This window comes from Rhizobium sp. WW22, assembly GCF_047041135.1.
Lineage (GTDB): Bacteria > Pseudomonadota > Alphaproteobacteria > Rhizobiales > Rhizobiaceae > Rhizobium.
The window spans coordinates 303,271-329,043 of the sequence record NZ_CP178199.1 but is presented as its reverse complement, the minus strand read 5'-3'; the positions used below and the strand labels follow the sequence as shown (position 1 = coordinate 329,043).

Sequence of the window (25,773 nt, the reverse complement as noted above, 5' to 3'; positions counted from 1 at the left end):
AGTGGATGACGCTCCGAGTTTGGCCGCAAATTGCGGATTGAAAGAAAGTACCAGCAATTTCGATGTATTAGCGACAAATGCCCCGCCCGACCGCTAGTGACCGCCAAAATATTTTACAACTGAGCAATAAAATAAGCAGCTGATTCCAAGCGCGCGCGGCCGCATCCGGATACGAGCCCTGTACCCATTAGCAAGGATGCCATGTTCGTTGCATAGCAATGAGCAAAGATCTGAACTGCTGCGAACTAACAGAGGTCGCTTCCCTTTCCTCGCCCGAAAAGGAATGAGGATTTGCGTAATACGTGGAAAATGCGCCAATTAGCCTTCCCGAATGATCGAATATCGATGTTGTCTGGATCGCACGAATACCGATCCTGCGAGCCCAATTTTTCAAAGTGGGAAACACGTCGGCTTCCTCGATATCTTCAATGAAAGCCGAAGCTTGTAAATTGTGAGCCTCTTCGCAAGGCGCTGCGTCTCGCTTCTTCACTCTTGCAAATTGTTCGACCGAAGCGCGATCGAAGTTGTGATGGGCAATGAGATAGAGGTTGCCCTCAGCAGCATCAAACGCCTGTAGGCTTCCGAAGTTGGCGTGTCGGACCATCACAACGTGATCGAGATATGTTTCAGCCTCAGTCCCGATAGAAGCGGGAACAGTAAGATGTGGACAAGTTCGCGACCAGATATTCTCCAGCCAACTCAGCTCATTGCGCGCTTCAGCCAGCAGTTGTTCAAACATTCGGCGTTCGCGACTGCCTAATTCTCCATCAAGCAGCCGCTCAAATCGCTCAATGTTCTGGCGAGCTATGAAGCGTCGCATCCGCTCCTACCGCGCAGCTTTTGTCAAAGGCGAGACAGCCTACGCTCGCCAATGTCACATGTACAGCTGAAAACGATTTAAAATTTCATAGCTACTAGCATATCCTCTACCACTAATTGATAAAAAAAGAGGAAATCAAAAATACTAATGCTCAAAGTTGGAATATTATCGCGATATTCGAACGATCCTTATATGGGTTGCTATCAGAATAACTGACACGTTAAATGGGACTTTTATTGTCACAGTCACCGACCACAACGGGCATTGCCATATAGTCGCTATAGTCTCTGCTACAGCGCCGCATTTTCACAGCGAAAAATATTTGATAGATGCCAGCGATGCGAGTGGAAGAGGAGTGCCCAAAGTGAGGTTGCTCGTCTCGCCAGCCATAGTCATCGACATTCTTGCGCCACATACCGGGGCCTAGGTAGTGTCATCAGCACGTTCGCAATCCCGCACCACATAAGGTTCGTCCGGATGCCGCATCCTCACATTGATGACTGGTGCCCGTAAAGTGGCAGATCCTGCTCTCGTCGCCCGGCCCTGCGCTTAGACGCTCTGCTTCGAATAAGCGATATCGGTGCAAACGTTTAGGCAAGGTAGGCAAGCGCTCACTGATGAAGATCAATCTTCCTCTGCCCTTCCCTTTCTGTCGATGTACTCGTTGACACCGGTCAAATTCATTCGAGCCAATCTGTGTCAATGAGAATGTTGATCGGCCACCAGGCGGATCTCAGGATCACTTCGGGAGACGAAAATGGCACACAAGCAAGTTTTTTACCATGCGGAAGCCAGGGGCAAGGTTCTTCAAGGCGCAACCAGGCTTACCGATGCGGTCCGCATCACGCTCGGTCCACGCTCCAAGTCGGTCCTGATCCAAAGGAAATGGGGGCCTCCAATCGTCTGCAACGATGGGGTGACGATCGCCAAAGAATTCGATCTGAAAGACCCAGAGGAAGATCTCGGCGCCCGCATGCTGCGCGCTGCTGCCGAGAAAACAGGGGAAATGGTCGGAGATGGAACGAGCACGTCGACGGTACTTGCTCATGCAATCCTGGCAGACGGCCATCGAAACGTGGTCGCTGGCGCCAGCGCCATCGACCTCAAACGCGGTCTCGACCGCGCGTCCAGCCGGACCGTCAAGGCGCTGCACGATATGTCCAAACCGGTAACGACAGACAAGGAGATGCAGCAGGTCGCAGCCATCTCCGCTCACAACGACGAAGCCATTGGCAAGCTCGTCGCCGAAGCGATGGCGAAGGTCGGCAAGGAAGGCGTAATCACCGTCGAGGAATCGAAGACAATGGAAACCCGTCTCGACCTAGTCGACGGAATGCAGTTCGACCGCGGCTACATCTCACCCTATTTCGCGACGGATTCTGAAAAGATGGAGACCGTTCTGGAAGATGCCCGAATTCTGATTTTCGACCGGAAGATCTCCGCACTCGGCGATCTGGTCGGTTTGCTAGAGGAAATCGCTAAATCCGGCAGGCCGCTTCTCGTTATAGCCGAGGACGTAGAGGGCGAGGCACTTGCCACCCTGATCGTCAATCAGATCCGCGGAACCTTCCGAAACTGCGCAGTCAAGGCTCCCGGCTTCGGTGATCGCCGCAAGGCGATGCTCCAGGATCTGGCGATCCTGACCGGAGCTCAGCTCATCTCCGAAGATCTCGGCTTCAAGCTCGACAAGGTCACCCTGGAGCAACTCGGCACGGCAGCGCGTATCGTCATCGACAAGGATACGACGACGATCATCGGCGGTGGCGGCACGCAACAGGCCATCAAGGGGCGCAGCGACCAGATCCGCAAAGAGATCGAAACGACGACCAGCGACTATGACAAGGAGAAACTGCAGGAGCGGCTTGCCAAACTGTCCGGCGGCGTGGCCGTCATTCGTGTAGGCGCCCCTTCGGAAGCGGAGGTTAAATCCAAGAAGGACGCCTTCGATGATGCGATCAATGCCACCAAGGCTGCTGTCGAGGAAGGTATAGTTCCAGGCGGTGGCCTCGCGCTGCTGCGATGCATAAAAGCCGTGACCGAAGAAGAAGAGCTCTGCAACGGGGATGAGCGGACGGGCGTTCAAATCCTGAAGCGTTCGCTCGAAGTTCCAGCGCGGCAGATCGCCGAAAACTCGGCCGTGGACGGCGGGGTCGTCGTTGCCAGGATGCTCGAAAGCGAGGGCGCGGTCGGCTTTGATGCGGCGCGCAATCGCTACGTCGATCTCCTGCAGGAGGGCATCATCGACCCAACTAAAGTCGTCCGCGTCGCACTGGAGAACGCGGTCTCTGTTGCAAGCATACTGCTGCTAACCGAGGCAACAATGACGGAAATTCCGGAACCGGTCCAACAGCCGGTTGCGCCGTCGATGGAGATATAGAGTAGAGGCGAGGCCGCCGACCGTGCCTTTTGGCTGCGCGCTTGTTTCTGACGGTCGGACGAGCGTCTCGTGGCGGCGGACCGACACTAATCCCTTATTGCGATATGGGCTCAACGGTCGGGTGACCTTCGTTGGGGAGAATATTCTATCTCCTATAAACCAAAGCATAGCGGGCCGGTATTTGATTCAACTCAAATTACACCAATAGCGTATGCTTTATGATGACTTAGCTCTAGCGATGGAGATTACGATGAATGAACCACGTTGGCAAAACTGGCTAAGTCTCATCCTTGGTATCTATATACTCACAGCCCCTTGGCTCGTTCCCTATTTCCTCCCTCCGACTTCGGCGTCGACGATGATAGAGATTGCCGGATCGGCCGCCGGACTGGCACTTGCGATCGTCTCAATATCCGGAATTCTTGATCCGGAGACCTGGACCGATTGGGTGAAGGTCTTGATAGGCATGGTGCTCCTTTTAATTCCTTGGATCCTGGAATTCAGTGACAACATTCCCTTCACCTACAGCTTTGTGCTGGGCGGAATGGTTCTTATCATAATAAGCGGTCTGGCCTTTGCCTCAAGGCGCCCGAAGATTGGACGCGACTGGCAAGAATGAGGGATCATCTTCGAGCTTGTGTACTTGCCTATCGAAGCAGATGGCGCGCATCCGCACCTTACCGGGGCGCGGCACCGACGACCGGACGTTTAGAAGGCCTTCCATTCACTGCGGTAGCCACAATCCCAGGCCCCCGACTGAGTGGACTATTGACCTTGATCAAAGTGTTTTCCCGTTCGACGCGGTAGGCATTTATCTGTTCAATGGAGAAAACATGTCATGCAGAAACAAGTTCTACAGTCAGCTTTCGAACTTCCGATGGCGCCATTTCTCGCCTTGAGCGGTGGCAACAACCTTACTGAGTCCGCATTGAAGATGCCGACAACGATAGCGAAAGCTATGCTTCGCTATCAGATCGAAGGCCTATCATTTCTTCAGCACCGTTTTCAGCGCGACATCAAACTGATGGATGACGTCATAGCTGCGGAAAAAACCAATGATACCCTGGATGTCATCGGCGACTATTGGCGCGATGCGGTTTCGGACTATGCGAAAGAGGTCAGCAAGACCTTGGCGATTAACGCGCGATTTGCGTCGGACACCGCCGGCATTGTGCGAGAGGAGACCAAAAATGCTTAAAACTGCAGCCGTGAGCATGGTCACACACAGAGGCGCGCCTTTGCCTCTTTAACACGCCTCACGTGGCATTACGGTCAACGCCATCGCACCGGGCTACACGGAGATTGCAATGGTCGCGGCCGTGCGGCCCGATATCCTGAAAGCGATCGTTGATGCCGTTTCGGTCAAACAACTCGCTTTGCCTGAGGAAATTGCCCGCGGCATGGTCTTCCTTGCGTCGGACGAGGCCGGCTTTATTAACGGTGAAACTCTGTCGATCAATGGCGGCAGATATATCACAGTCTAACCCGGGAAGCACATATTCCCAGACCGTACCATGTCGTCGTTTTCCCAGAGTTAACGAGCCGGACTACCTGGCAGGGGCGGATGCCGCCGGCCTCGTGCTCGGGGCCCGTGTACCGATCATCCTCACCAGCCGGGCCGATTCACTGAAAGTCCGCCTTGCATCTGCAGCCCTGGCCAAGCTTGTCGGTCTCGAACGAACCAAAAGCCTAGCTTGAGGCGTCTCCTTGGGATTGCAAAGTGACCTCCCAGGAGACGTGCCTGATTCGCTCCTGCTTGGCAGCAGGGTGATTGACTGCCCGCGATTGGCTCTGGCAGAAATTTAGCGGGTAGATCAAGGGTCTGTAATTGAGTTGAACAACTTTAAAGGTGCCCCGCCATTGCTCTATCGCTGTGGGGATCCCAAAGGCTAGTGCAGAGGGACGGCAAACTCTTCCTGCCGAATATGATGCCTATGCAGATTCATTTCTTGGTCGATTGCGTTGAGAAGCTTCATGTGCTTCGCATCATCCGATCCGGCTCGATTCCCGCAGGAACTCCAGACAACACTCTTCTAAGCCGTTCTTCATTGATGTGGATCAAATCGCGTGACGATGGTGCATTTCACCATAGACTGCCAACACGGCCAGATCCTGCACCGAGGCTCACCATACGGTCAGCACAATAACGTGGACTTTCAAATCTGCCGCTTCTCCGCATCCGTTGCTGGCGCGCGCTATAGCTTTGCAATCGGTGGGCTGTCTCGCAACCATCAGTGTTCAACGCGGAATCGGCCTTTGCAGATGGCCGCAATTACATACACGATAGGCCACCCATTACTGGAGAGATCCACTCATCGCCTTGCTGTACGTAAAAGCAAACGATTCTGCTTTTTCCGGACGACCCAGCTACGTAATTCCGGACCCACCACAAAGCGACGGAGCCGCCCGGTTCGCCAGCGTTTACTCATCCATGTCTGATTTGAGGTATGCATGCTTAATGTTATCAAGGCTGTCCGCCTGAACCTGAGCATCCCTCAGCAAATCTTCAGCATAGCTTTGCGCATCGATTATATCTCTGAAATGAAGCCCGGATCTGCGGCCTTTAATTTCGATGTCGCGCAGAATCTGCGCGATTAAGCCTGCTTTTTCCCGCTCGTCGTGAAGGCGAAGCAATCTTGTCACGGAACTCAAAGCTACGAGCTCAAGAACGAGTAACCGAGCTTCGATTTCCTCAATCGAAGGCGCCATCGCATTGCCTTTGTCATTTGAATTTTTACCTTCGATTTTTCGCATGCCGAAAATCCTTATGATGAGACGTAACCGACTTTTGCTCTCCTCGCCCTGATAAGCCGCTGGTCTCCTAGTTCGCTGTGGCGCGCCCACTGACGTCAATCATATCGAGAGCAAAGAAAGTGTGTGTCTTTGATGCGGTATCGCCCAATCGGGGCGCCGGCTTCAAAGCGCCGGGCTCCCACCAATCAAGGTGTTGCGCTAACAGGCCCCAGGCGCGATGCCTTTCTTCACGAGACTCATCTCCATCGAGCTCGACGAATTTCGCATCGATAACCACGCTTTTCCAAGAGTGTTTGCTTTTAAGCTGGTCAATTTGAACACAAACATTCGGATTCTCTCTCATGATATCCAGCTTCTTGCCTGGCAAAGTAAAAGCGTACAGCCTGTCACCAGCGCACGCATATTGAATAGGGACGATATAAGGGATATTCGCATTCGCGCAGGCCAGCCTCGCAAGCCATTGTTTTCTTAGGAGGAAAATGCAATCATGATACGGCATCTCTTGGATGTTCATAGCTATTCCTCATCGGCACAGCGGATATTCTATCAATAAGACGATAAGATAGGTCCGGCACTAAGCGTCTCGATAACCGAAGTTTAGGTAGAGATTGCGAATGACCATCACTGCGAATGGCTTCCACAATGACAGACTGTTGCCTTGAATCTCATTGCTCTGCAGCTGGACTTTTGTTCGCCCGCTCCTGCGCCTCTTCAAACAATTCTTGCGCGTATTCCGACACAGCCGGAATCTGGGCTTCCGGCATTTTCGCCTGTCGAACTTTCCTCTCGATTGCGCGCCGGAGTGCCTCTAGGAGGTCGGTTTGACCATCCACGTCGCAGCGTCTTAGAAGCCGCGTTAGAGCAGCGGTTGCCACTGCTTGAAGAACGAAGGCTCGACCGCCGATTTCACCCAAGGCGGGGACGGCGCTACCGGCCGCGCCCCCGAATTTATCGCGCTTTGCTCTAAGCATGGCATTGCTCCTCACCTATCGAACCGTCTTACGATAGTTCGGCTGTCGCATCGGTGCATTGAGGTAAATCAATATCCGCGCTCCAAAGACTCCGCCTGACTGTACGCCGTACTTGGCTCGATAGTAACGTTCCGCGTCGACCACAAGACGGCCGTTCTGCATGGCGTCGAAGAATTCCGCGCCATTCTTGTGCGTATTGGATTTCCCTCTGCAACGGGTTGATGAGGATGTGTGTCCATAACCCACCGGTTCCCGCGACCACTGCCGTGCCGCTCAATCAGCGAAGGCTCGCACACTCGGTCTTTGACGGGAATCAAACCGACGCCGCACGGTTGATAACGCCCAGATAGTGCGGAATTCTCTTAAGCTGCGCCCTCGGGTTCAGCATCATCCGCGCTGTCGTCAAACCGCTGGCGATCAAGCTGAATCCTTCGCTCCAGAAATGAGTGCTCCTTGAGTTGGGTCAAAGTCAACCGATCCGCATTGTTGGAACAAGTGCATCACCCTAGCATCGGGACCGAGGCGAGCAATTGTTCCGTGAACCTAAAGGAGAAGCACGATGGATATCAAAGATACGGATGCCGATCTGATCACCCATACCGGATTTCACTTCCACGTTCGGCGCGCGGTCCCGAAGGATGAGGCAATTGTCGCCGATTTTTTCAAGCATGTGACACCCGCTGATGTCAGATTCCGTTTCTTGTCCGGAATGAAATCCGTTTCTCATGAAAGGCTCGTCGAAATGACAAGCGCCGACGATCCCAAGCGCGTCAATTTCCTTGCCCTTTCATCTGATCAGACGTTGCTGGCAGTGGCAATGTTGGCGGTCGGCAAGGATCCTCAACGCGGAGAGGTCGCGCTCACCATTCGTGAGGACTACAAACATCAGGGCATCAGTTGGGAAATGCTCGCCCATATTTGCCGCTATGCAGAACGACACAATTTCAAGAGCATCGAATCCATCGAAAGCCGTGACAACCATGAAGCAATAGAGCTCGAACGCGACATGGCCTTTTACGCCCACAGCGATCCCGATGACCCCAGGATCATTGTGTTGCGACGGGATTTCCAACAATGACGATTGCCGGCCATTTTTCGCACCTTCGTTGAAATCTCGTGAATATCGTGTTGATCGGGATGGTCTTGGGTAACTAGCATCTGTCGGACATGGTCGTGGCCTTCCTTGGCGACGGGCGCGACAATGTAGCGATGTCGCTGGCGCTCGGCGCCGCCAAGGTCGGGATCGATTTTCGCCTCATCTCGCCGACAGCCCTGTGGCCGGACCAAGCGTTTGTCGATCATGCGAAATCGGAAGCATGGAAGAGCGGCGGCAAGTTCGCTTTGATGGAACATGTCGGCTCGGGGGTGCTGGGGGCCGATTTTGTCTACACGGACGTCTGGCTTTCGATGGGCGAGAGCGAATCGGCTTGGGCGGAGCGCATCGGGCTTCTTTCCCCCTTCCGGGTTACCGCCCAGGTGATCGAGGCGACAGAAAATCCCTATGCGAAGTTCATGCATTGTCTTCCAGCATTTCACGACACCGAGACGGGAGTTGGCGCCCGCATCGCTAAGGAATATGGCATTGATTGCATGGAGGTGACGGACGAGGTTTTCGAGTCTCATGCCTCAATTGTTTTCGATCAGGCCGAAAATCGCATGCATACGATCAAGGCCTTACTCGTCGCGACGATTGGAGGCTGACATGCTGATCGTCGCTGCGCTCGGCGGGAACGCACTTCTACGCCGCGGCGAGGCGATGACGGCTGAACACCAGCGGGCCAATATCCGGGTCGCTGCTGCCGCCTTGGCTGACCTCATCCATGCCGGTCACTCTTTGGTCATCACTCATGGCAACGGTCCCCAGGTCGGGCTCCTTGCTCTGCAGGCAGAAGCCTCCAACGGCAATGGTTTTCCCTTGGATATTCTGGGCGCCGAAACAGAGGGGATGATCGGCTACATGATCGAACAGGAGCTCGGAAATCTCCTGGAGAACAATCCAATTGCAACCTTGCTGACCATGGCACGGGTGGAGGCGGCCGATCCCGCCTTTTCACATCCGACCAAGTTCATCGGGCCGGTTTACGATGCAGTGACCGCGCGACGGCTCGCCAGGGAGCGCGGTTGGAGAATTGCGCCCGACGGCGAAAGCTGGCGGCGCGTCGTCGCCTCGCCAAAACCCTTGGCAATCGTCGAGGCAAAAACCATCGCCTTGCTGGTCGATCACGGCGTCACCGTCATTTGCACCGGCGGCGGAGGCATCCCCGTGATTGAGCAGGCTGATGGCAGACTTACCGGGATAGAAGCCGTGATCGACAAGGATGCCGCCAGTGCGCTGCTGGCGAGGCAGCTGAATGCCGACATGTTGCTGCTTCTGACAGATGTCGATGCGGTCTATCTGGACTACGGGACATCAAAGGCTCAAAGCTTGGGTCGAATTGCTCCGGAGAGGTTATCTGACGTGAGGTTCCCACCAGGCTCGATGGCGCCGAAGGTCGCCGCCGCGATCCAGTTCGCAAAAGAAATGGATAGACCGGCCGGCATCGGCAGGTTGGAGGATGCGGGCGCCATCGCCCGCGGCGAGAAAGGAACACTGCTCGACCCACGTCTGTCGGCAAAAGCTTGAGAGCGTTCTCCGGCCTGGCCATAGTGTCAAGGATTGCGGAGCCGGATCAATCTCAAATCGCTCTAGTGGCAGCACGAGGCGAGATATACGTGTCCGGTAACTTGTTCTGGCGCTGAAGCGGCGCGAAATCTGTAGGCGTGATGGTCTCTCGTTCAAGCAGAAGGCTTGCACCGGCTTTCAGATCTTCGATGTGGGCCGCAAGCATCTCCTTCGCCATTTGGTACGCTTCGTCGATCATCCCCCTTATCGCCAGATCGACTTCCCGAGCGGTTGCCTCGGAATAGTCGCGCGGACGGACGCCGAGCTGATTGTCGTTGAGCCACTGTGCTCTTTGGGGCTCAAGGACCGACTGGCCGACCGAGGCATTCATCCCAAATCGAGTGATGGCCTCACGCGCGATATCCGTGGCCTTGGCCAGATCGTCGGCGGCACCGGTGGATACCTCTCCAAAGACCACCTCCTCTGCCGCCCGACCAGCCAGCAAGGCGATCATGCGTTCCTTCAATTCACTCGACGTGATGAGAAAGCTCCTCCGTCGGCCTCTGCAACGTATATCCGAGCGCACCGATCGAGCGTGGAATGATCGAAACCTTTTGAACGGGATCCGTCTTGGTAAGTGACGTCGCAACCAGCGCGTGGCCCAGCGCGTGGTAGGCAACGCGCTCCCTCTCGCTCGCATTGAGCAGCCGGCTCCGGCGCTCCGACCCCGCAATGACACGCTCCGTTGCCTGCACAAAGTCGTTGGTGGTGACTGTATCGCCGTGACGCCTGGTGGCGATGATTGCAGCTTCATTGACGAGGTTGGCAAGATCGGCTCCGGTAAAGCCCGGTGTAAGGGCGGCAACGTCATTTATGTCGAAGTCGGCGGCAACCGCGATCTTCTTGATGTGCACCTTGAGAATGTCGGCGCGACCTTTCCGGTCGGGACGATCAATGACGATCTGGCGGTCGAACCGGCCCGCCCTGAGCAAAGCTGCATCGAGAACTTCGGGGCGGTTGGTTGCAGCGAGCAGCACGATGCCGACACGTGGATCGAAACCGTCAAGTTCCGATAGCAGTTGATTGAGCGTCTGCTCCTTCTCATCGCCGCCGCCGTAACCTGCAAGCGGACTGCGAGCCCGACCGAGAGCATCCAGTTCATCAATGAAGATTATGCAAGGCGCGGCCTTGCGTGCCTGTTCGAACAGATCGCGGACACGTGCGGCGCCGACGCCGACAAACATCTCGACGAATTCAGCGCCGGAGATGGAAAAGAACGGCACATTCGCTTCACCGGCAATGGCACGCGCCAGAAGCGTCTTGCCTGTTCCGGGTGGGCCGACCAATAGCACACCTTTGGGAATCCGCGCACCAAGCCGGCCGTAATTATCCTGCTCCTTCAGAAATGAAACAATTTCCTGAAGTTCAGCCTTGGCCTCGTCCGCGCCTGCCACGTCATCGAACGTGACACCGGTCTTGCGCTCCAGATAGACCTTCGCCTTTGATTTTCCGATGTTGATGAGGCCACCCACCCCTTGTCGATCGATCATTCCTCGAAAGAAAAACACCCAAACGCCGAGAAAGAAGAGTGTCGGCAGGATCCACGAGAGGATGGCGGTCAACCAATTGCTGTCGGTGCCACCGGAGACCTGGACCCCCGCCTTTTCGAAGGTGGCAGCGGCGGCCGGGTCCACGCGGTTGGATATAAAGAGCGTTTTGCCATCTTGGGGAACCTTAAAGACGCCTTGGACCATCGTCTCGGTCAGCGTTACCGACTGAACCTTGCCGTCGGCCACCATGCGCATCAGGTCGCTGTAGGATATCTCCATCGTGTCACGATAGGCAAACCATATCTGGAAAAGGCCGAGCAGCAGGAACGCCACCAGAAAATAACCGATATTGAAGGTATGTTTCCGGTCCATGGGTGCCTCCGGGAATAGCGTACCAATACCTCATTGGTTTCATGGCGCCGCGGCCACGTCTTTGACGCTGGTCAAAGACCGGCTTGCCACTTGGTGGTAGTTCTCAAGACGGTTTTCCATGGCGTGCGGCCTTCTCAGCCATCAGTTTACTGAGCGCCATGATCCCTTCGCAAAAACGCATTTCACGAGATGACCATGGCCCAAGATCGCTTTATCCCAGCAACTTCACCTCGCCACGACGGGTCCGCACATGACAGTATCGATCTCGGGCTGCAGCAATTTCTGCTGCAAGTCTATGGATACATGGCCGCAGCGTTGTGCTTGAGTGGTCTTACCGCTTATCTGGCGATCAAGACTGGCTTCTATCAAGAAATCGCCGGCACTGGGTTCATCTGGCTGGTAATTTTCGCTCCGTTGGTTGCACTGCTGTTTCTGACAATCCGCCTGGAGAAGATGCCGCTCGCTGCAGTCATGGCACTCTTCTGGATCTATGCTTGCCTGATGGGGCTGTCGCTCGCTGGTATCTTTCTGATCTATACCAACGAAAGCATCGTGCTGACGTTTTTTGTGAGCGCGGCGATCTTCAGTGCCACGAGCCTTTACGGCTATGCCACAAAAGCCGATCTCTCGCGCTTTGGTTCCTTTTTAATAATGGGGCTGCTTGCGACCATTGTCGTTAGCGCCGCAAATATTCTGCTGGCGTCGACTGTCCTGCAGATCGCCGTCTCGACAGTCGCCGCCATTCTCTTCATCGGGTTGACGGCCTACGACACCCAGCGCCTTAAGCAGATCTATTATGCATGCTTTCCGTCGGAGCCAGCCGCAAAGATGGCGCTCATGGGTGCCCTGACGCTTTACCTTGATTTCATTAACCTTTTCGCCCTGATCCTCCAACTCGGCGGCGATAGGCGCAGATGAATCATGCAAGCAGCGCGCGATGGCCATCACTCGATCGACGGCAGACACATCGCATCACAGCACACGGGGAGGTGCGCGATGATCATTCCAGTCCATGTTCAATATCGGAAGTCAGGAGTTCAAGATGGATAAGCTCAGAATTCCACGAAACAGCTGGGTACTGGTTTGTGACGGCGTCAAGGCGCTATTTCTACGCAATGACGGCGATGCCGAACTCATCAATCTGATTCCAGTTGAGATCTACGGCGAAAAGGCGGTCCTCCAGGCAATCGCCTCGGATCGGCCCGGTCGGGTTTATCAATCGCAAGGGCAGTCTCGCAGCACAGTCGAGCCCGTCGATCTAAAGTGGCAGAGTGAAGAAGCATTTATCAGCGATGTTGCCCGCAGGCTTGATCAACTCGTCCGCGATCGCACCATCAAGCACTTGACGATCGTCGCTCCGCCGAAAATCCTGGGCATCCTTCGGGAGCACTTGACGCCGATCGTGCACCCCGTTGTCAAAGGCGAGATAGCAAAGGATTTCACCATGCTACCGATTCCGGAAATTGAACGAAAGTTGAAAGGTTGACCCTCCAAGATGGCGACAATCTTCAAGCTGGAACGACCATTGCGGAACATCGTCACAACGTTCTATGCGGATAGAATCGTGACGTTGATCCAGGACAATGCGTATCAGCACGGCTTTGGTGCGCGGTTCGTTGAAAGAACGGAATTCCGTCTTTGATGCTGTTGCTACGGCGTTGCAGTCTTGCAGCGGACGGATTTCGGGCGTGCGCATGCCAGCATTCTATTGAGGACCGAGCAGCCGATGGCGACTTCCGTCCGCTGCGCTCCGAATGAGGCGCCCGCAGCCGGTGTCCGATGATCGACTTGTAGCGACCGATCGCAGTCTCGACCAGCGATCGCTTGCCATATCCCGTAGCGGCTTGCCACTTCAACCGGCCATCGGTGTTGCTCGCCGCAATGTGTCGGTCTCGCTGGCTCGAAGGATCGGCGTCCGGCCGTTCCACCGCATTGGCGCGTGGCGGAATGACCACGACAGCACCGGCACTGTGCCTGGTGACGGCGTCATAGGTCGGATTGCCGTCATAGGCGCCATCGGCCGCGAACTGGCCACCGCGCGTCGTGCGCTTCGGCGCCTGCCAGGACGACAGGGCCACAGGGCCTCCGCCGTGATCCACAGGGTCAGACTACCGCATCGACGAAGACCTGCCTCATATTCCGCCCAGTTCGTGACCTTGAACTTCATCTTGCCAATGCGATGGCGGCGGGAAGCATTGTACTTGAAAGGCATCGTGACGAAGACCGGTTATTGCGATTGCCGACCACGTACGACAACGCCATTAACGAACCGCGCACCATGTGTAGACACCCGGTTGGCAAGAGGAATCTTTGGGTCGGCATTTGCGCGTTGTCGGTGCTGACATGTGTCCGGCCTGTTGTGCGGCTTTCTCATATGCCGCTGGCCCGTATGGTGTTCGCAGGTCAGGTCCAAATCAACGCCGCGTGCTCTTGAGACACTTTGGTGCGCACTGGTTTTCCTGATCCCGTCTCACGACCGTTGCGCCATACTTCCAATGACCTCTCTCGCCGCGACGTCCCCCTCGGTTACGTTGGCGTTAAGCCGCAGCAACCGGAGCTCTGTATATTCCTCCCCTGGACATGATCGCCCAGACGATGCGCGCCATCTTATTGGCAAGCGCCACTCTCACCAGCATCGGTGGTTTGCGCGCCAGTATCCTGGCCAGCCATGATCCAGGCGCTGCTCCCTTGCGGGCGCGCCACACGACCTCGCTATTGGCTCCCATGATCAGGAGCCGCCGCAGAGATCGTTCCCCCATCTTCGTCGTGGAGCCGAGACGTTGCTTGCCGCCTGTCGAATGTTGTCGCGGCACGAGCCCAAGCCATGCGGCAAAGTCCCGTCCACGTTTGAAAGTTTCCGGCGATGGTGCAAGCGCCACCAGTGCGCTGGCAATCAGCGGCCCAATTCCGGGAATTGTCATCAACCGACGCACTGTCTCATCTTCACGGGCCCGGCGCACGATCTGCGCATCCAGCGCCCGGATCTGGTCATTCAATTGCGACAAGGTCGCCGTCAGAAACCGCAGAGCAGTCCGTGCCGTTTCCGGAAGCGCTGTTTGCGGATCCTCGACCATCGCGAACAGTTTCGGACCGTAGCCCAAGCCCTGCGGTGCCACCTCGCCGAATTCTGCCAGATGGCCACGCAGCGCATTGATGGTCTGCGTTCGTTGCCGAATCAGCAGATCGCGGGTGCGTAATACCACTGCTGCTCCTTGTGTCTCTTCGCTCTTCACGGCAACAAAGCGCATCGTTGGTCGTTGCGCTGCCTCGCAGATCGCCTCGGCATCGGCCATGTCGTTCTTTTGACGCTTCACAAACGGCTTCACGTAAGCCGGAGGGATCATCCGGACCTCGTGTCCCAGACGGCCGATCTCGCGAGCCCAGAAATGAGAACTTCCGCAGGTTTCCATCGCAACCAGGCACCGTGGCAGGCCACCAAAGAATTTCAAAACCTGTCCGCGCCGCAACTGCTTGCGAAGCACAGTTACCCCAGATGCATCCGCGCCATGGACCTGAAATACCGTCTTGGCCAGATCCAGACCAATCGTACGAACTTCAATCATGATGCCCATCCTCCAATGGTGGCTTCAAACAAACTCACCTTGCCACACACTGCGATCGTCGCGGGCGTCTACATCATCAAAGCCATGGCCAGCCGGTCTATAAAGGCGGTCTCCGGCTCGTCCCGCCGCATCGTCAATGCGTCGACGGCCGACAGCACCGAGGATGAAAAACCTTCCTTTCTCAACCTCTCGATGCTCCAGCCGGCACCTTTCTCGACGACGTCATGGAGATAAGCGACGACCTTGCCGTCTTCATCTGAAATGAGCCTCTCGACCCGTTCGCAGTGCTCGAAATAAGGGCTGCCCGTTTTGTCGGTCTGGCCTTCATGTGCGGCAACCGCAATGCGTATGGCCCTATCAAGCGGTTTCACGATTTCTCCCATCGCGTTGAAAACGCGCCGATAATGCCAGGATCGCTTTCATTTTGGCCGTCAATGCACAGCACCTTCCCGCTAATGCCCGCCTTTTCGCTTGGGGTCGTGGCTGTGATGGCGATCGGGTTCGCCGCCACCGCCGGAAACCTTGCTGCGGTCGCGCTGATCGGGGTCGGCGGCTGGCTTGGGAATGTTCAGAGGCGCCTTGGCATTTTCGTGGGACGCGCCCGGGCCGCCTTGGCGAATGCTGGCGGGAGTCTTGGTCGACGTGGACATTGGCTCCTCCTTATCGATCCTGTTGATGACCTTGATGGCTGGTGTTGATCCTGCTGTTGCCTTGCTGGCCCATTTTATCGGGATCGCGTGCGACATCAGGTTTGTGCGGATCGGCAACGGCGGGCCTGGAATGGTCTCCAACACCCTTATAGCTTCGATTGTCTGCGGGAACTGGTGGCAATTTGCTGTTCATGGCTTGCTCCTGTCATTGGCCGCTAGTCGACACAACGCCCGTAGCCGGCAAAGCGGGTTCGCCTGGATGAAACTCGAAGGCAAAATAGACTGCGATGCAGCAAGCAATAATGAAGATTGCCGCTACGAAAATCATCATGCGGTGACGTGCTTGCGGGTTGCGTTCCATTTTGCCTTCTTGCGAGCATTGCGATCGCGCCAAATGGCGCGACGTCCCGGACTGAAATGCCGGATAAATATTCAAACCGTTTGCCATTCCGAATGTTCCGAAACGAGGGCGACCGCCGTCTATATTCGGTCAGCCGCTATAGGATCGGCTTGCCGCCCGTGACCGCGATGGTGGCGCCGGAAACATAGCTGGAGAGCGGATCGGCGAGCATGACATAGGTGGTTGCAAGCTCGACCGGCTGACCGGGACGCTTCATGGGCACTTGCTTACCGAAATTCTCGACGGCCTCCGCCGGCATCGTGGATGGGATCAACGGCGTCCAGATCGGTCCGGGAGCAACGGCATTGGCACGGATTCCCTTGTCGGCGAGCAGCTGCGCCAGGCCGGCCGTGAAGTTCTGAATAGCGCCTTTCGTCGTTGCATAGGCAAGAAGGGTCGGGTTCGGAGTATCGGAATTGATCGAAGCCGTATTGATGATGGCACTCCCCGGCTTCATGTGAGGGACCGCCGCCTTGGTCAGATAGAACATGGCATGGATGTTGACCTTGAATGTCGTCTCCCATTCCTGATCGGTGATATCGCCAATCTCATGAAAACTCGCCTGGTGCGCAGCATTGTTGACGAGGATGTCGATTCCGCCAAGCTCCGCCACCGCTTTTTCGACGATCATCCGGCAATGCTGCGAATCCTGAATATCTCCGGGGACGAGGACTGCCTTTCGCCCAGCGTCTTCTATCCAGCGTTTGGTTTCCTGGGCATCCACTTCTTCCTTCAAAAAGGAAATCAAGACGTCGGCGCCCTCCCGCGCAAACGCGATGGCGACGGCGCGGCCGATACCGCTGTCACCGCCCGTGATAATCGCCTTTTTGCCCGCGAGCTTGCCGGATCCGCGATAGCTCTCCTCGCCATGATCCGGCACCGGCCGCATGGCGGCTGTATAGCCCGGCATCGCCTGTTGCTGCGCTGGAAATGGAGGCTTCGGATGCATAACCATGACGTTCTCCTGTCCTGATGAAATCTTCATCTCGAACCATCTTTGGAGACTATGGTTCCCTGAATTTACTCAGAAGATTACTGCTTCTGAGCGCGCCTCTTGAGCCAGCGCTGAACGCGAATTTCCTCCAATTCCATCCATTCCAGAAGCCGGTTGCTTCTCGTCCGGGTCTTGAGGACATCGGCAAGCACTCCTGCCCGGAAATCCTCGAAAACCGCCGGGTGGATGTAAGAGGACTTGCAAACTGAGCGGGTGTTCACGAGCCGTGATGCTATTGGGTCGATCACGCTGTTGATTTGGCGGGCGATAGCCCGCTCGGTTTTCTCGACCTTAAGCGGAGCCAGCGCAGACACTGCCATGCAGGTCGCGCCCCAGGTCCTGAACTGACGCGAGCTGAAATCGCCTCCGGCCGTTTCCCGGATGTAAGCATTTACATCCTCCGATGATATCTGACGGCATCCGCTATCATCACAGACATATTTGAACAGTTGCTGTCCCGGCAATTCCTGCAGGCGGCGCACGATATTGGCGATGCGGCGGTCATAGTGCACGAGGTTCCATTCCTTGCCGGATTTGCCAGTGAAACGAAACTTGACACTTCCACCCTCGACCTGCACGTGCCGGTTCCTGAGCGTGGTCAAGCCGTAGGATCGGTTCATTTCCGCATAGGCTGCGTTACCCACGCGAATGTAGAGATTGTCCAGCATCCAGACGACTGTCGCCAATGCCTTTTCCATGGTCAGACCTCGCGAGCGCAGATCCCGATCGACCCGTTGGCGAATGTCCGGCAAGCGCGCCGCGAAATCGACGAGGCGATCGAACTTCGTGCGCTCCCGTTCTGACTGCCAATCGGGGTGATAGCGGTATTGTTTGCGGCCACGCGCGTCCGTTCCAATGGCCTGAAGGTGTGAAAGAGGATTGGTGGAGATCACCACGTTCGTATAGGCTGGAGGAATTGCCAATGCATTCAGGCGATTGATCTCCGAAGGTTCCGTGATCCGCTTTCCCGTGGGCGAGTAGTAGAGGAAACCGTTCTTTCCCTGCTTTCGGGTAATTCCAACATTGAGGCTGGGAATGTAGATCAATCCGGAGGTAAGCTTGGCCTCTGCGGCAGCCGCGGCAACGCCGACTTTGGGGAGCATCTGGTTCATGTCCGCATAACTCGGTTTTAGCCTGCCGGTTCCATCGCATTGATGCAGGTGATATTTTGCAGCAACGGAGCCCGCTCGGCGCGGCTGAAGCTCTCGTTCCGGATGCCCGCCTGCCGCGGATCTTTGCGCCGCGGCAGCCACTCCTTTGGCTGGAAACAAGTATGCCGATTTCTGACTCGAAGTTATCCCGGTTCTCTAGCGGCGACCAAAGACGGCACTCAGCGCCTGTTTCAAGGTACCCTTGACCACGCCGCTTTCCTCGGGGTCTCCTTTCAATAGGGCGGCGCTCAAGTTGCGCATCTGCTCGAAGGTGATGTGCGGCGGTATCGGCGGCACTTCCGGATCGGTCTTGACTTCGAGGACCACGGGCTGCTGGGCAGCAAGTGCCTCGTCCCAGGCCGCGCCAAGCGTCTCTGGCCGATCGACGAAGATGCCCCGCAAGCCGATCATTTCGGCAAAGCGATGATAGGGAACATCGGGAATGCGTTGCGACGCATCGAATTTAGGATCGCCTTCCATGACACGCTGCTCCCAAGTCACCTGGTTGAGGTCCTCATTGTTGAAGACACAGACGACCATGCGGGGATCGGACCAATTGCGCCAATACTTGGCGACGGTAATTAGTTCGGCCATGTTGTTCATCTGCATGGCGCCGTCACCAACCAGTGCAACGACCGGCCGATCGGGATGCGCGACTTTCGCGGCGATCGCGTAGGGCACCGCCGCTCCCATTGATGCGAGACCACCTGACAGCGATGCCATCATGCCACGCCGCATGCGCAGATCGCGTGCATACCAGTTGGCGCATGAGCCGGAATCGCTTGTCACGATGACGCCGTCGGGCAGACGCGGGGAAAGCTCCCAGGTGACGCGCTGCGGGTTGACGGGATTGGCTTCGGCATGCGCCCTTGTTTCCAGCGTTCGCCACCATTCGCCGACCCTCGCCTCGATCTGCTTGCGCCAGGAGAGATCATCCTTTTGCTTGAGAAGCGGCAGGAGCGCCTGCAAGGTTTCCCGGGCATCGCCGGCAAGGTTGACCTCCATCGGATAACGCAAGGATAACATGTCGGGCCGGATATCGATCTGGACCCCTTTCGCGTCACCCTCTTCGGGCAGGAATTCCGAATAGGGAAAGCCGGATCCGACAACCAGTAGCGTATCGCAATCTCGCATCAGGTCCCAGGATGGTTCGGTACCCAGAAGGCCGATGGAGCCGGTTACCCAGGTCAAATCGTCCGGTAAAGCGGCCTTGCCGAGCAGGGCTTTTGCTGCCCCTGCTCCCAGTCGGTCGGCGACCGCGATCACCTCTTCGGTTGCGCCGAGCGCACCGGCACCGACCAGCATCGCAACCTTCTTGCCCGCATTCAGCACCGAGGCAGCGCGCTTCAGATCGATCTCGTGCGGCACTGTCCTCGGTGCCACATAACCGACGCCCGACATGACGGAGCCATGTTTGCGGGGCGGCGTCTCATAAGGCATCTCCTGCAAGTCGTTTGGCAGGATGATCGCGGTGACCGTCTTGTTCGCCAGAGCGATGCGGGCGGCCCGATCGACCAGATGGCGCACCTGCGAGGGCGCCGACGCCTGATGGACGAAATCGCCTGCGACATCCTTGAAAAGCGACGGGAGATCGACTTCCTGCTGATAATGACCGCCGAGCGCCCGACGCGCTTGCTGGCCGACCAGCGCCAGCACCGGTTGGTGGTCCAGCCGCGCATCATAGAGCCCGGTGACCAAATGCGTGGCACCCGGCCCCGATGTCGCAATGCACACGCCAAGCTCGCCCGAGAATTTGGCGTAGGCAGAGGCCATGAATGCAGCCATTTCCTCGTGGCGAGCCTGGATGAATTCTATTTTTCCACCAGTCCGGTTCAAGGCTCCGAAGAGGCCGTTGATGCCATCGCCAGGATAGCCGAACATCCGCCGCACACCCCCGTCGTACAGCCGCTCGACAATAAAATCGCCAACCGTCTTTGCCATGATCCATCTCCGCTTGCTGCGCATCGGTAGTGCTGAGAAATCCCCCGGCCCAACAAGTGAGATGTGCTTATGTTCCCGATCCGGGCAGGCACCGTCAGCCGAGCGCACTTCCAGCGGTCGATGCGACAGAAGCTGGCGATATGAAGGGTCAGACGGCTGCGGCAGGAGCAGATTCGGAACAATAGGCTTCGTCCGCGGTTCCATGGCGGACGCGACATCGCGGCGAAATATCAGACACTCCACGGAGGCCGAGAATGAAACATCAGCAACCCCAGGATGGTGCCCCAGGAACGACCGATCAGTCGCCGAGATGGGAAGGACCCAGCGGATCGAAGCCCACCGGCTACCTGCCGGCAAAGGACGGTGGAGAGAAGGCCCGGGACGCACATGGCGAAAACATCGATCATCCCCGCAAGCGTCGAGTTTCCGACGCGCTGAAGCAGAAGGGTGATGATTAGGATCTGTTCAGGATGCGTGTTCGATCACACAGCTCCCGGAGCAGCCTTCGCCAGAAGCACAAGCTGACATGGCATTGATCTCCGGAAGTCGCGGAGATTGGCAATGTTCAAAGGTCCGCATTTCGAGCAGTCGGTGATCTCGCTGTGCGTGCGCTGGTATCTGAGCTATGGCCTGAGCCTGCGCGACCTGAAGGAAATAATGGCCGAACGCGGCATCAGCATCGATCATTCGACGATCCATCGCTGGGTCGTCCACTTTGCGCCCCCGTTGGCGGATCGGTTCAATCGGCGCAAGCGCGCCGTCACTGGCAAGCGGCACGCCGACGAGACCTATATCAAGGTTCGCGGCCGATGGACGTATCTCTATCGCGCCATCGACAGCAACGGCGACACGATCGAGTTTCGGCTCAGCGAGCATCGTGATCTTACCGCCGCCAACCGTTTCTTCAGAAAGGCTTTCGCCCGGCACGGCCGGCCGGAGCGCATCGTCATCGATGGCAGCATATCACCCGCGAATACGGCATTGATCCCTTTGAACTGACACGTGCATCCGAAATTATGATCCGGCAAGTTGACACTTTGTCTGCAAACATAAGCCTCGGAGAGGCCTGTAGCTTCTTTTCATCTCAACAAAAAAGCCATCGCGTCTATCCGGTCGTCGAAGATAGTGGCCTGCTTGCAGGCGTGGTCTCTCGTGCCGACGTGCTGCGTTGGCAGGGTGACGAAGATCTTGCCGGCCAAAGTCTTAAGGAAAACATTTCTGACGGTTCGCTCCCCGTCGGTCATCCCGACGACACCGTTGGATTCATTGCCGATCTCATGCTTGCCGCAGACACCGGCCGAATCCCTATCATAGATCGATCGACCGGCAAACTTGTTGGCCTAATCGCGCGTAAGGACTTGTTGCGGCTCAGGAGTTCCTTGAAATCTGCCGAACTCGAGCGGCGTCCTTATTTTGGAGCTCATCCGAAAGCGGTCACTGACCAACGATTGTTGAGCAGACGCGAATTTTTCGGAGAGATCGCACCTATAGCTCCCGTGGGGTTTTCCGCAAGGCCGTAGGCATTTGCGGTCGTGTTTTGGCGGGCCGAAACAGCGTTACCCACTGCGATCAGGACAGGATTTTCGTAACCGACCTCCTTCATGCCCACTGCAAGATTCATGAGGCTGCCGTGCCATTGCCGTTGTGTGGCGCGGCTGACGTCGCTCATGATGACGACAGGGGTGGACGGCTGAAGACCCCCGGCAATTAGCCGATCGGCGATGAGCGAGGCCGTCCGGCCGCCCATGTAGAACACGGTTGTCGTATGCGGATCGGCGACGGATGCCCAGTCGACATCAGCTGGCAGTCCGCCATGGCGGGAGTGGCCAGTGATGAAGCGCACGGACTGGGCGTGATCGCGGTGCGTCAGCGATATGCCGAGGCATGAGGCCATGGCGCTTGCTGCGGTGATGCCGGGGATAACGTCGACGGGGATGTTCTCTCTATCGAGATGGGCAATCTCTTCGCCGGCACGGCCGAAGATCATCGGGTCGCCTGACTTGAGACGAACGACGCGTTTGCCGGCCTTTGCAAAGGCCAACATCGTCGCGTTGATATCCTCCTGCCTGCAGCTTTCGCGACCGCCGCGTTTGCCTACCAGCATGCGCTTGGCCTCGCGGCGGGCAAGTTCCAACACCTCCCCGGAAACAAGATCGTCGAACAGGATCACGTCTGCGGCTTGCAGGGCGCGCACGGCCTTCAGAGTCAACAGTTCGGCGTCGCCTGGCCCGGCGCCTACGAGCGTCACGTGGCCGACAGGGTTAGCATTACTACGAATTCGGTCGGCCTCTGTGATCAGGGCCGGCACTGCATCTGCGTCGGGCTCCTCGCCGGCGAAGGCGCGATCGACGAAACGTTCCCAGAAATTGCGTCGTTGAACTGACGTGAGGGCGTCCGTCACATGGGCGCGGACAGCCTGCGCAAGCTGAGCCCAGGCTTTAAGCGACTGCGGGAGGAGCGTTTCGATGCGCCGGCGGATAGCCTGGCCGAGGATAGGAGCGGCACCGTCGGTCGAGATGCCAATCACCACGGGCGAGCGGTTAACGATCGAGCCGAACTTGAACTGACAGAATGTCGGCTTGTCGATGACGTTGACGGGAACGCCGGCAGCTACAGCGTGATCGTGAAAGCAGCGCGCCTCCTCTTCTGTTTTGCAGTCGCCTATCGCCAAAGCAAAGCTCTTGAAATATGCCGCCCGCCAAAATGTATCGTGATGGACAAAGTGATCGAGTATCTCCCGAAAAGCCTCGGAAAGCTCGTCCATGGGACAGTAGACATGGACTTCAGCACCCGCTGCGGCCAAAAGCTCGGCCTTCCACGCCGCTCCGTCACTGCCGCCGGCGACCAGTACGGATTTCCCTTTGAGGTCGAAGAACACTGGCAGTGAGGCGAGCTAAGCGATCCGCTCCAGCCTATCATTCCGCGGCTTGACGGAGGCAACCATCGATAATCCCTTTGATTTCCATGCGGCAAGAGCCGCAATTGGTTCCGGCATTAAGCTGTTTGCCGACAGCTTCGACCGTGTGACAACCGCCCGCGACGGCGCCTACGATCTGCTTGAAGCCGACCGAAAAACAGGAGCACACGGTTGCGCCAGGATCCATCTGATCGGCACCCGGCCGACCGGCGAGCACCGCAAAGCGCGTTCGCGCAAACTCTAGTGGTGTGCTGAGTTGCTTGACGGCCCAGTCACGCGATACGGCGACCGGTTCGGGTGCGGCATAAAAGACGAGCAACAGTCGATCTCCATCGAAGAAGCCGTGACGTTGCTGCCGCGTCGGGTTGTCGACATAGGCGAGATGCTCGCCACGATCAAAAAGTCCGAACGTATCGCGACACCACGTTTCGATATCGTCAGGCTCCTTGTCGAAGCCGAATTCCATGCGCCAGCCGGCCTCAGTCTTCGCGATTGCCCAATACGGCGCCTCAAATCGTGCGGGGCGAGAGGCGGCGACTGCGAAACCGTAATACGCAATTTCGGCTGGCTGCAGCTTGACGCCGATGTTCTTAAGCGCAGGCTGGCCGGAGATGGGGTCCGTGCGCGGCGCTAGCAAAGCTGCCACGCGCGCATTTGCCGAATATTCGTCATTCCAATGCATCGGCACGAAGACGCCGCCGCGTGGCTGTCGCTCGGTGAGCAACGCGCGCAGCACCACGGACCCGAAGGCATTTTCCACCCGCACCAAGCCTGCCTTGTCGATACCGAACTCTGCGGCGTCCGCCGGGTTGATTTCGGCGAAAGGTTCGGCGAGATGCGATGAGAGCCGCGCCGCCTTGCCGGTGCGCGTCATCGTATGCCACTGGTCGCGAATGCGGCCGGTGTTGAGAATGAAGGGTGTATCCTTGCTCGTACGAGCATCGCGCTCGGATTTCACCGGGATGAACCTGGCCTTGCGGTCCGCGGTGTAGAATGCACCATCGGCGAAGAACCGCGTGGCGCGTTCGGGGATGCCGTTGCGATGCGGCCATTGGAACGGTGACATAGCCTCGAAATCTTCAGGTGAGATGTCGGCTTTCGCGCCTATGTCAAAGTCGCGCATGCCGCCATTTTCGAATCCAGAAAGAGCCGCGTGTTCGGCGAAGATTTTGGCGGGACTGTCGTATTCGAAGCCGTTGAAGCCCATCCGCTTGGCAACTTCGGCCATATGCCACCAGTCGGGCTTAGCGTCGCCGGGCAGATCCAGGAAGTTGCGCTGGCGGGAAATGCGCCGCTCGGAGTTGGTGACGGTTCCGTTCTTCTCACCCCAGCCGGCGGCTGGCAACAGCACATGGGCGAGCGCGGCGGTGTCGGTGTTCTTTTGGATATCGGAAACTACGACGAAAGGACAGTTGCGGATGGCTTCACGCACCCGGTCGGCATCCGGCATCGAAACGACCGGGTTGGTCGCCATAATCCACAGCGCCTTGATGCGCCCGTCCGCCACGGCCTCGAACATGTCGACCGCCTTGAGACCAGGTCTTGCTGCAATGGTTGGCGAGTTCCAGAAGCGCTGCACGCGGTCGCGCGCGGCTTCATCCTCAATATTCATATGTGCTGCCAGCATGTTGGCGAGCCCACCGACTTCGCGTCCGCCCATGGCGTTCGGCTGTCCGGTCAGCGAGAACGGTCCCATGCCGGGCCGGCCGATGCGGCCGGTGGCGAGATGACAATTGATGATCGCGTTGACCTTGTCCGTGCCAGTGGAGGATTGGTTGACGCCCTGGCTGTAGCAAGTCACCACCTTTTCCGTCGCTTCGAACAGACGATAAAAGGCATGTAGTTCGGCAGGTGATAGACCTGTTTCCTCCGAGATATCCAACCTGCTGCTGGCTTGTGCGGCTTCCAGCGCACCGTTAAAGCCGATCGTATGCGCCAATACATAATCGTGGTCGAAAGCCGACGTTCCCGCGAGATGGGCAAACAACCCATTGAAGAGGGCAACATCGCCGTCGCTTTTGATCATCAAATGCATGTCCGCGAGATCGGCGCTGACTGAGCGTCGCGGGTCGATCGTGACAATTTTCATGTCCGGCCGGCTTTGTCTTGCCGCTTCAATCCTTTGGTTGAGTACTGGATGACACCACGCAAGATTCGAGCCGACGAGGACGATCAAATCGGCAAGTTCGAGATCCTCGTAAGTGCCCGGCACGGTGTCCGAACCGAAGGCGCGGCGATGACCAGCGACGGAGGAGGCCATGCAAAGACGAGAATTCGTGTCGATATTGGCCGAACCGATGAAACCTTTCATCAGCTTATTGGCAACGTAATAGTCCTCCGTCAGGCATTGACCGGAGACATAGAAGGCGACCGAGTTCGGCCCATGTTCATCGACGGCTTCTCGGAACTTTGAGGCCACGAGATCGAGCGCGTCGTTCCAGCTTGCACGCTGGGTCTGGATTTCCGGATAGAGGACACGGCCATCGAGATCGATCGTTTCGGCCAGCGCCGAGCCCTTGGAACAGAGCCGGCCGAAATTGGCCGGATGCTCCGGATCGCCTCTGACGGAAACCTTGCCATCATCATCGACCCTGGCGATGACGCCGCAGCCGACGCCGCAATAGGGGCAGGTGGTTTTGGTTTCAATGGACACCCATGGTCTCCCCGATGCTTATGCTTAGTCGCTGATGGTTTGCGCGCCCGTCTCGCAG

At 57.1% G+C, this 25,773-nt stretch carries 23 protein-coding genes and 6 pseudogenes; 13 read left to right on the top strand and 16 right to left on the bottom strand.

Translation table 11 applies throughout. The features are described from left to right. Positions 1-187: 187 nt before the first annotated feature. Entirely contained in the window at positions 188-739 is a 552-nt protein-coding gene (locus ACK83U_RS20465) for a GAF domain-containing protein (protein WP_112611581.1), read from the bottom strand. A gap of 838 nt (positions 740-1,577) precedes the next feature. On the opposite strand from ACK83U_RS20465, the gene groL reads away from it, so the two are divergent. From groL to ACK83U_RS20440, 5 genes and pseudogenes are all read left to right on the top strand, one after another. Then, complete coding sequence (gene groL, locus ACK83U_RS20460; protein ID WP_112611579.1) at positions 1,578-3,197, top strand: chaperonin GroEL; 1,620 nt, start codon at positions 1,578-1,580, stop codon at positions 3,195-3,197. 250 nt (positions 3,198-3,447) lie between these two features. Next, positions 3,448-3,816 carry an SPW repeat protein gene (locus ACK83U_RS20455; protein ID WP_162708141.1) on the top strand — a complete coding sequence of 123 codons (369 nt, stop codon included), beginning with the start codon at positions 3,448-3,450 and terminating at the stop codon, positions 3,814-3,816. A gap of 219 nt (positions 3,817-4,035) precedes the next feature. Beyond that, entirely contained in the window at positions 4,036-4,395 is a 360-nt protein-coding gene (locus tag ACK83U_RS20450) for a hypothetical protein (protein WP_112611575.1), read from the top strand. A 109-nt stretch (positions 4,396-4,504) separates the two neighbouring features. Next, positions 4,505-4,681: an SDR family oxidoreductase gene (locus ACK83U_RS20445; protein WP_246712272.1), complete on the top strand. Its 177-nt coding sequence runs from the start codon at positions 4,505-4,507 to the stop codon at positions 4,679-4,681. A gap of 64 nt (positions 4,682-4,745) precedes the next feature. After that, positions 4,746-4,895: pseudogene (locus tag ACK83U_RS20440) on the top strand (enoyl-CoA hydratase); the annotation flags it as partial. A gap of 723 nt (positions 4,896-5,618) precedes the next feature. Here ACK83U_RS20440 and ACK83U_RS20435 read toward each other — a convergent pair. The 3 genes from ACK83U_RS20435 to ACK83U_RS20425 form a co-directional block, all read right to left on the bottom strand. Continuing rightward, a complete protein-coding gene (locus tag ACK83U_RS20435) occupies positions 5,619-5,951 on the bottom strand; it encodes a hypothetical protein (RefSeq protein ID WP_112611571.1) in 333 nt (110 codons plus the stop codon). A 67-nt stretch (positions 5,952-6,018) separates the two neighbouring features. Next, positions 6,019-6,465 carry a pyridoxamine 5'-phosphate oxidase family protein gene (locus ACK83U_RS20430; protein ID WP_112611569.1) on the bottom strand — a complete coding sequence of 149 codons (447 nt, stop codon included), beginning with the start codon at positions 6,463-6,465 and terminating at the stop codon, positions 6,019-6,021. A 151-nt stretch (positions 6,466-6,616) separates the two neighbouring features. After that, entirely contained in the window at positions 6,617-6,922 is a 306-nt protein-coding gene (locus ACK83U_RS20425) for a hypothetical protein (protein WP_112611567.1), read from the bottom strand. A gap of 559 nt (positions 6,923-7,481) precedes the next feature. Here ACK83U_RS20425 and ACK83U_RS20420 point away from each other — a divergent pair. From ACK83U_RS20420 to arcC, 3 genes are all read left to right on the top strand, one after another. Then, complete coding sequence (locus ACK83U_RS20420) at positions 7,482-8,000, top strand: GNAT family N-acetyltransferase (protein ID WP_112611565.1); 519 nt, start codon at positions 7,482-7,484, stop codon at positions 7,998-8,000. Positions 8,001-8,089: 89 nt separating this feature from the next. Continuing rightward, a complete protein-coding gene (locus ACK83U_RS20415; RefSeq protein ID WP_412474981.1) occupies positions 8,090-8,623 on the top strand; it encodes a hypothetical protein in 534 nt (177 codons plus the stop codon). 1 nt (position 8,624) lies between these two features. After that, positions 8,625-9,545 carry a carbamate kinase gene (gene arcC, locus ACK83U_RS20410; RefSeq protein WP_412474980.1) on the top strand — a complete coding sequence of 307 codons (921 nt, stop codon included), beginning with the start codon at positions 8,625-8,627 and terminating at the stop codon, positions 9,543-9,545. A gap of 52 nt (positions 9,546-9,597) precedes the next feature. Here arcC and ftsH read toward each other — a convergent pair. Further along, positions 9,598-11,446: pseudogene (gene ftsH, locus ACK83U_RS20405) on the bottom strand (ATP-dependent zinc metalloprotease FtsH). A gap of 195 nt (positions 11,447-11,641) precedes the next feature. Here ftsH and ACK83U_RS20400 point away from each other — a divergent pair. Then, on the top strand, positions 11,642-12,364 hold the full coding sequence (locus tag ACK83U_RS20400; RefSeq protein WP_112610387.1) for a Bax inhibitor-1/YccA family protein: 723 nt from the start codon (positions 11,642-11,644) through the stop codon (positions 12,362-12,364). 124 nt (positions 12,365-12,488) lie between these two features. Beyond that, positions 12,489-12,932 (top strand): host attachment protein, encoded by a 444-nt coding sequence (locus ACK83U_RS20395; RefSeq protein WP_112610389.1) that lies wholly within the window; start codon positions 12,489-12,491, stop codon positions 12,930-12,932. Between the two features lie 164 nt (positions 12,933-13,096). Here the strand turns inward: ACK83U_RS20395 and ACK83U_RS20390 are convergent. The 9 genes and pseudogenes from ACK83U_RS20390 to ACK83U_RS20350 form a co-directional block, all read right to left on the bottom strand. Continuing rightward, positions 13,097-13,658: pseudogene (locus tag ACK83U_RS20390) on the bottom strand (transposase). Between the two features lie 325 nt (positions 13,659-13,983). Continuing rightward, positions 13,984-15,009, bottom strand: coding sequence for an IS110 family transposase (locus tag ACK83U_RS20385; RefSeq protein WP_112611646.1), 1,026 nt, complete (start codon positions 15,007-15,009; stop codon positions 13,984-13,986). A gap of 86 nt (positions 15,010-15,095) precedes the next feature. Then, positions 15,096-15,392 (bottom strand): annotated as a pseudogene (locus tag ACK83U_RS20380) (metal-dependent phosphohydrolase); the annotation flags it as partial. Positions 15,393-15,461: 69 nt separating this feature from the next. Then, on the bottom strand, positions 15,462-15,659 hold the full coding sequence (locus ACK83U_RS20375) for a hypothetical protein (RefSeq protein ID WP_112611628.1): 198 nt from the start codon (positions 15,657-15,659) through the stop codon (positions 15,462-15,464). A 10-nt stretch (positions 15,660-15,669) separates the two neighbouring features. Then, positions 15,670-15,852 (bottom strand): hypothetical protein, encoded by a 183-nt coding sequence (locus tag ACK83U_RS20370; RefSeq protein ID WP_112611630.1) that lies wholly within the window; start codon positions 15,850-15,852, stop codon positions 15,670-15,672. 12 nt (positions 15,853-15,864) lie between these two features. Then, positions 15,865-16,107 carry a hypothetical protein gene (locus ACK83U_RS20365; protein ID WP_015340473.1) on the bottom strand — a complete coding sequence of 81 codons (243 nt, stop codon included), beginning with the start codon at positions 16,105-16,107 and terminating at the stop codon, positions 15,865-15,867. 49 nt (positions 16,108-16,156) lie between these two features. Further along, positions 16,157-17,014, bottom strand: a complete 858-nt coding sequence (locus tag ACK83U_RS20360) for an SDR family oxidoreductase (protein ID WP_112611632.1) — start codon at positions 17,012-17,014, stop codon at positions 16,157-16,159. Between the two features lie 77 nt (positions 17,015-17,091). Then, positions 17,092-18,165 (bottom strand): DNA topoisomerase IB, encoded by a 1,074-nt coding sequence (locus ACK83U_RS20355; RefSeq protein ID WP_112611634.1) that lies wholly within the window; start codon positions 18,163-18,165, stop codon positions 17,092-17,094. A 195-nt stretch (positions 18,166-18,360) separates the two neighbouring features. Next, a complete protein-coding gene (locus ACK83U_RS20350) occupies positions 18,361-20,145 on the bottom strand; it encodes a thiamine pyrophosphate-requiring protein (RefSeq protein WP_412474979.1) in 1,785 nt (594 codons plus the stop codon). A gap of 254 nt (positions 20,146-20,399) precedes the next feature. Here ACK83U_RS20350 and ACK83U_RS20345 point away from each other — a divergent pair, with 254 nt between their 5' ends. The 3 genes and pseudogenes from ACK83U_RS20345 to ACK83U_RS20335 all read left to right on the top strand — a co-directional run. Continuing rightward, positions 20,400-20,603, top strand: coding sequence for a hypothetical protein (locus ACK83U_RS20345; RefSeq protein WP_112339730.1), 204 nt, complete (start codon positions 20,400-20,402; stop codon positions 20,601-20,603). 103 nt (positions 20,604-20,706) lie between these two features. Further along, positions 20,707-21,105 (top strand): annotated as a pseudogene (locus tag ACK83U_RS20340) (IS6 family transposase); the annotation flags it as partial. Beyond that, positions 21,096-21,578: pseudogene (locus tag ACK83U_RS20335) on the top strand (CBS domain-containing protein); the annotation flags it as partial. The pseudogenes ACK83U_RS20340 and ACK83U_RS20335, both read left to right, overlap by 10 nt. Here the strand turns inward: ACK83U_RS20335 and cysG are convergent. Beyond that, positions 21,566-23,029, bottom strand: a complete 1,464-nt coding sequence (gene cysG / locus ACK83U_RS20330; RefSeq protein ID WP_412475023.1) for a siroheme synthase CysG — start codon at positions 23,027-23,029, stop codon at positions 21,566-21,568. The pseudogene ACK83U_RS20335 and the gene cysG sit on opposite strands and share 13 nt — an antisense overlap. Before the next feature lie 31 nt (positions 23,030-23,060). Then, the gene (locus ACK83U_RS20325; RefSeq protein ID WP_112611048.1) at positions 23,061-25,715 is read right to left on the bottom strand and encodes a nitrate reductase; all 2,655 of its coding nucleotides are present in this window, start codon (positions 25,713-25,715) and stop codon (positions 23,061-23,063) included. Between the last annotated feature and the right edge of the window lie 58 nt (positions 25,716-25,773).

Bases quoted from the DNA above. Each gene is read 5' to 3' on its own strand.
- ACK83U_RS20385 (WP_112611646.1), bottom strand. From the start codon at position 15,009: ATGATTGAAGTTCGTACGATTGGTCTGGATCTGGCCAAGACGGTATTT.
- ACK83U_RS20425 (WP_112611567.1), bottom strand. From the start codon at position 6,922: ATGCTTAGAGCAAAGCGCGATAAATTCGGGGGCGCGGCCGGTAGCGCC.
- ACK83U_RS20350 (WP_412474979.1), bottom strand. From the start codon at position 20,145: ATGGCAAAGACGGTTGGCGATTTTATTGTCGAGCGGCTGTACGACGGG.
- ACK83U_RS20375 (WP_112611628.1), bottom strand. From the start codon at position 15,659: ATGTCCACGTCGACCAAGACTCCCGCCAGCATTCGCCAAGGCGGCCCG.
- ACK83U_RS20365 (WP_015340473.1), bottom strand. From the start codon at position 16,107: ATGGCAAACGGTTTGAATATTTATCCGGCATTTCAGTCCGGGACGTCG.
- arcC (WP_412474980.1), top strand. From the start codon at position 8,625: ATGCTGATCGTCGCTGCGCTCGGCGGGAACGCACTTCTACGCCGCGGC.
- ACK83U_RS20415 (WP_412474981.1), top strand. From the start codon at position 8,090: ATGGTCGTGGCCTTCCTTGGCGACGGGCGCGACAATGTAGCGATGTCG.
- ACK83U_RS20450 (WP_112611575.1), top strand. From the start codon at position 4,036: ATGCAGAAACAAGTTCTACAGTCAGCTTTCGAACTTCCGATGGCGCCA.
- ACK83U_RS20430 (WP_112611569.1), bottom strand. From the start codon at position 6,465: ATGAACATCCAAGAGATGCCGTATCATGATTGCATTTTCCTCCTAAGA.
- ACK83U_RS20370 (WP_112611630.1), bottom strand. From the start codon at position 15,852: ATGAACAGCAAATTGCCACCAGTTCCCGCAGACAATCGAAGCTATAAG.
- groL (WP_112611579.1), top strand. From the start codon at position 1,578: ATGGCACACAAGCAAGTTTTTTACCATGCGGAAGCCAGGGGCAAGGTT.
- ACK83U_RS20400 (WP_112610387.1), top strand. From the start codon at position 11,642: ATGGCCCAAGATCGCTTTATCCCAGCAACTTCACCTCGCCACGACGGG.
- ACK83U_RS20355 (WP_112611634.1), bottom strand. From the start codon at position 18,165: ATGAACCAGATGCTCCCCAAAGTCGGCGTTGCCGCGGCTGCCGCAGAG.
- ACK83U_RS20345 (WP_112339730.1), top strand. From the start codon at position 20,400: ATGAAACATCAGCAACCCCAGGATGGTGCCCCAGGAACGACCGATCAG.
- ACK83U_RS20435 (WP_112611571.1), bottom strand. From the start codon at position 5,951: ATGCGAAAAATCGAAGGTAAAAATTCAAATGACAAAGGCAATGCGATG.
- ACK83U_RS20360 (WP_112611632.1), bottom strand. From the start codon at position 17,014: ATGGTTATGCATCCGAAGCCTCCATTTCCAGCGCAGCAACAGGCGATG.
- ACK83U_RS20455 (WP_162708141.1), top strand. From the start codon at position 3,448: ATGAATGAACCACGTTGGCAAAACTGGCTAAGTCTCATCCTTGGTATC.
- ACK83U_RS20420 (WP_112611565.1), top strand. From the start codon at position 7,482: ATGGATATCAAAGATACGGATGCCGATCTGATCACCCATACCGGATTT.
- ACK83U_RS20395 (WP_112610389.1), top strand. From the start codon at position 12,489: ATGGATAAGCTCAGAATTCCACGAAACAGCTGGGTACTGGTTTGTGAC.
- ACK83U_RS20445 (WP_246712272.1), top strand. From the start codon at position 4,505: ATGGTCGCGGCCGTGCGGCCCGATATCCTGAAAGCGATCGTTGATGCC.
- ACK83U_RS20465 (WP_112611581.1), bottom strand. From the start codon at position 739: ATGTTTGAACAACTGCTGGCTGAAGCGCGCAATGAGCTGAGTTGGCTG.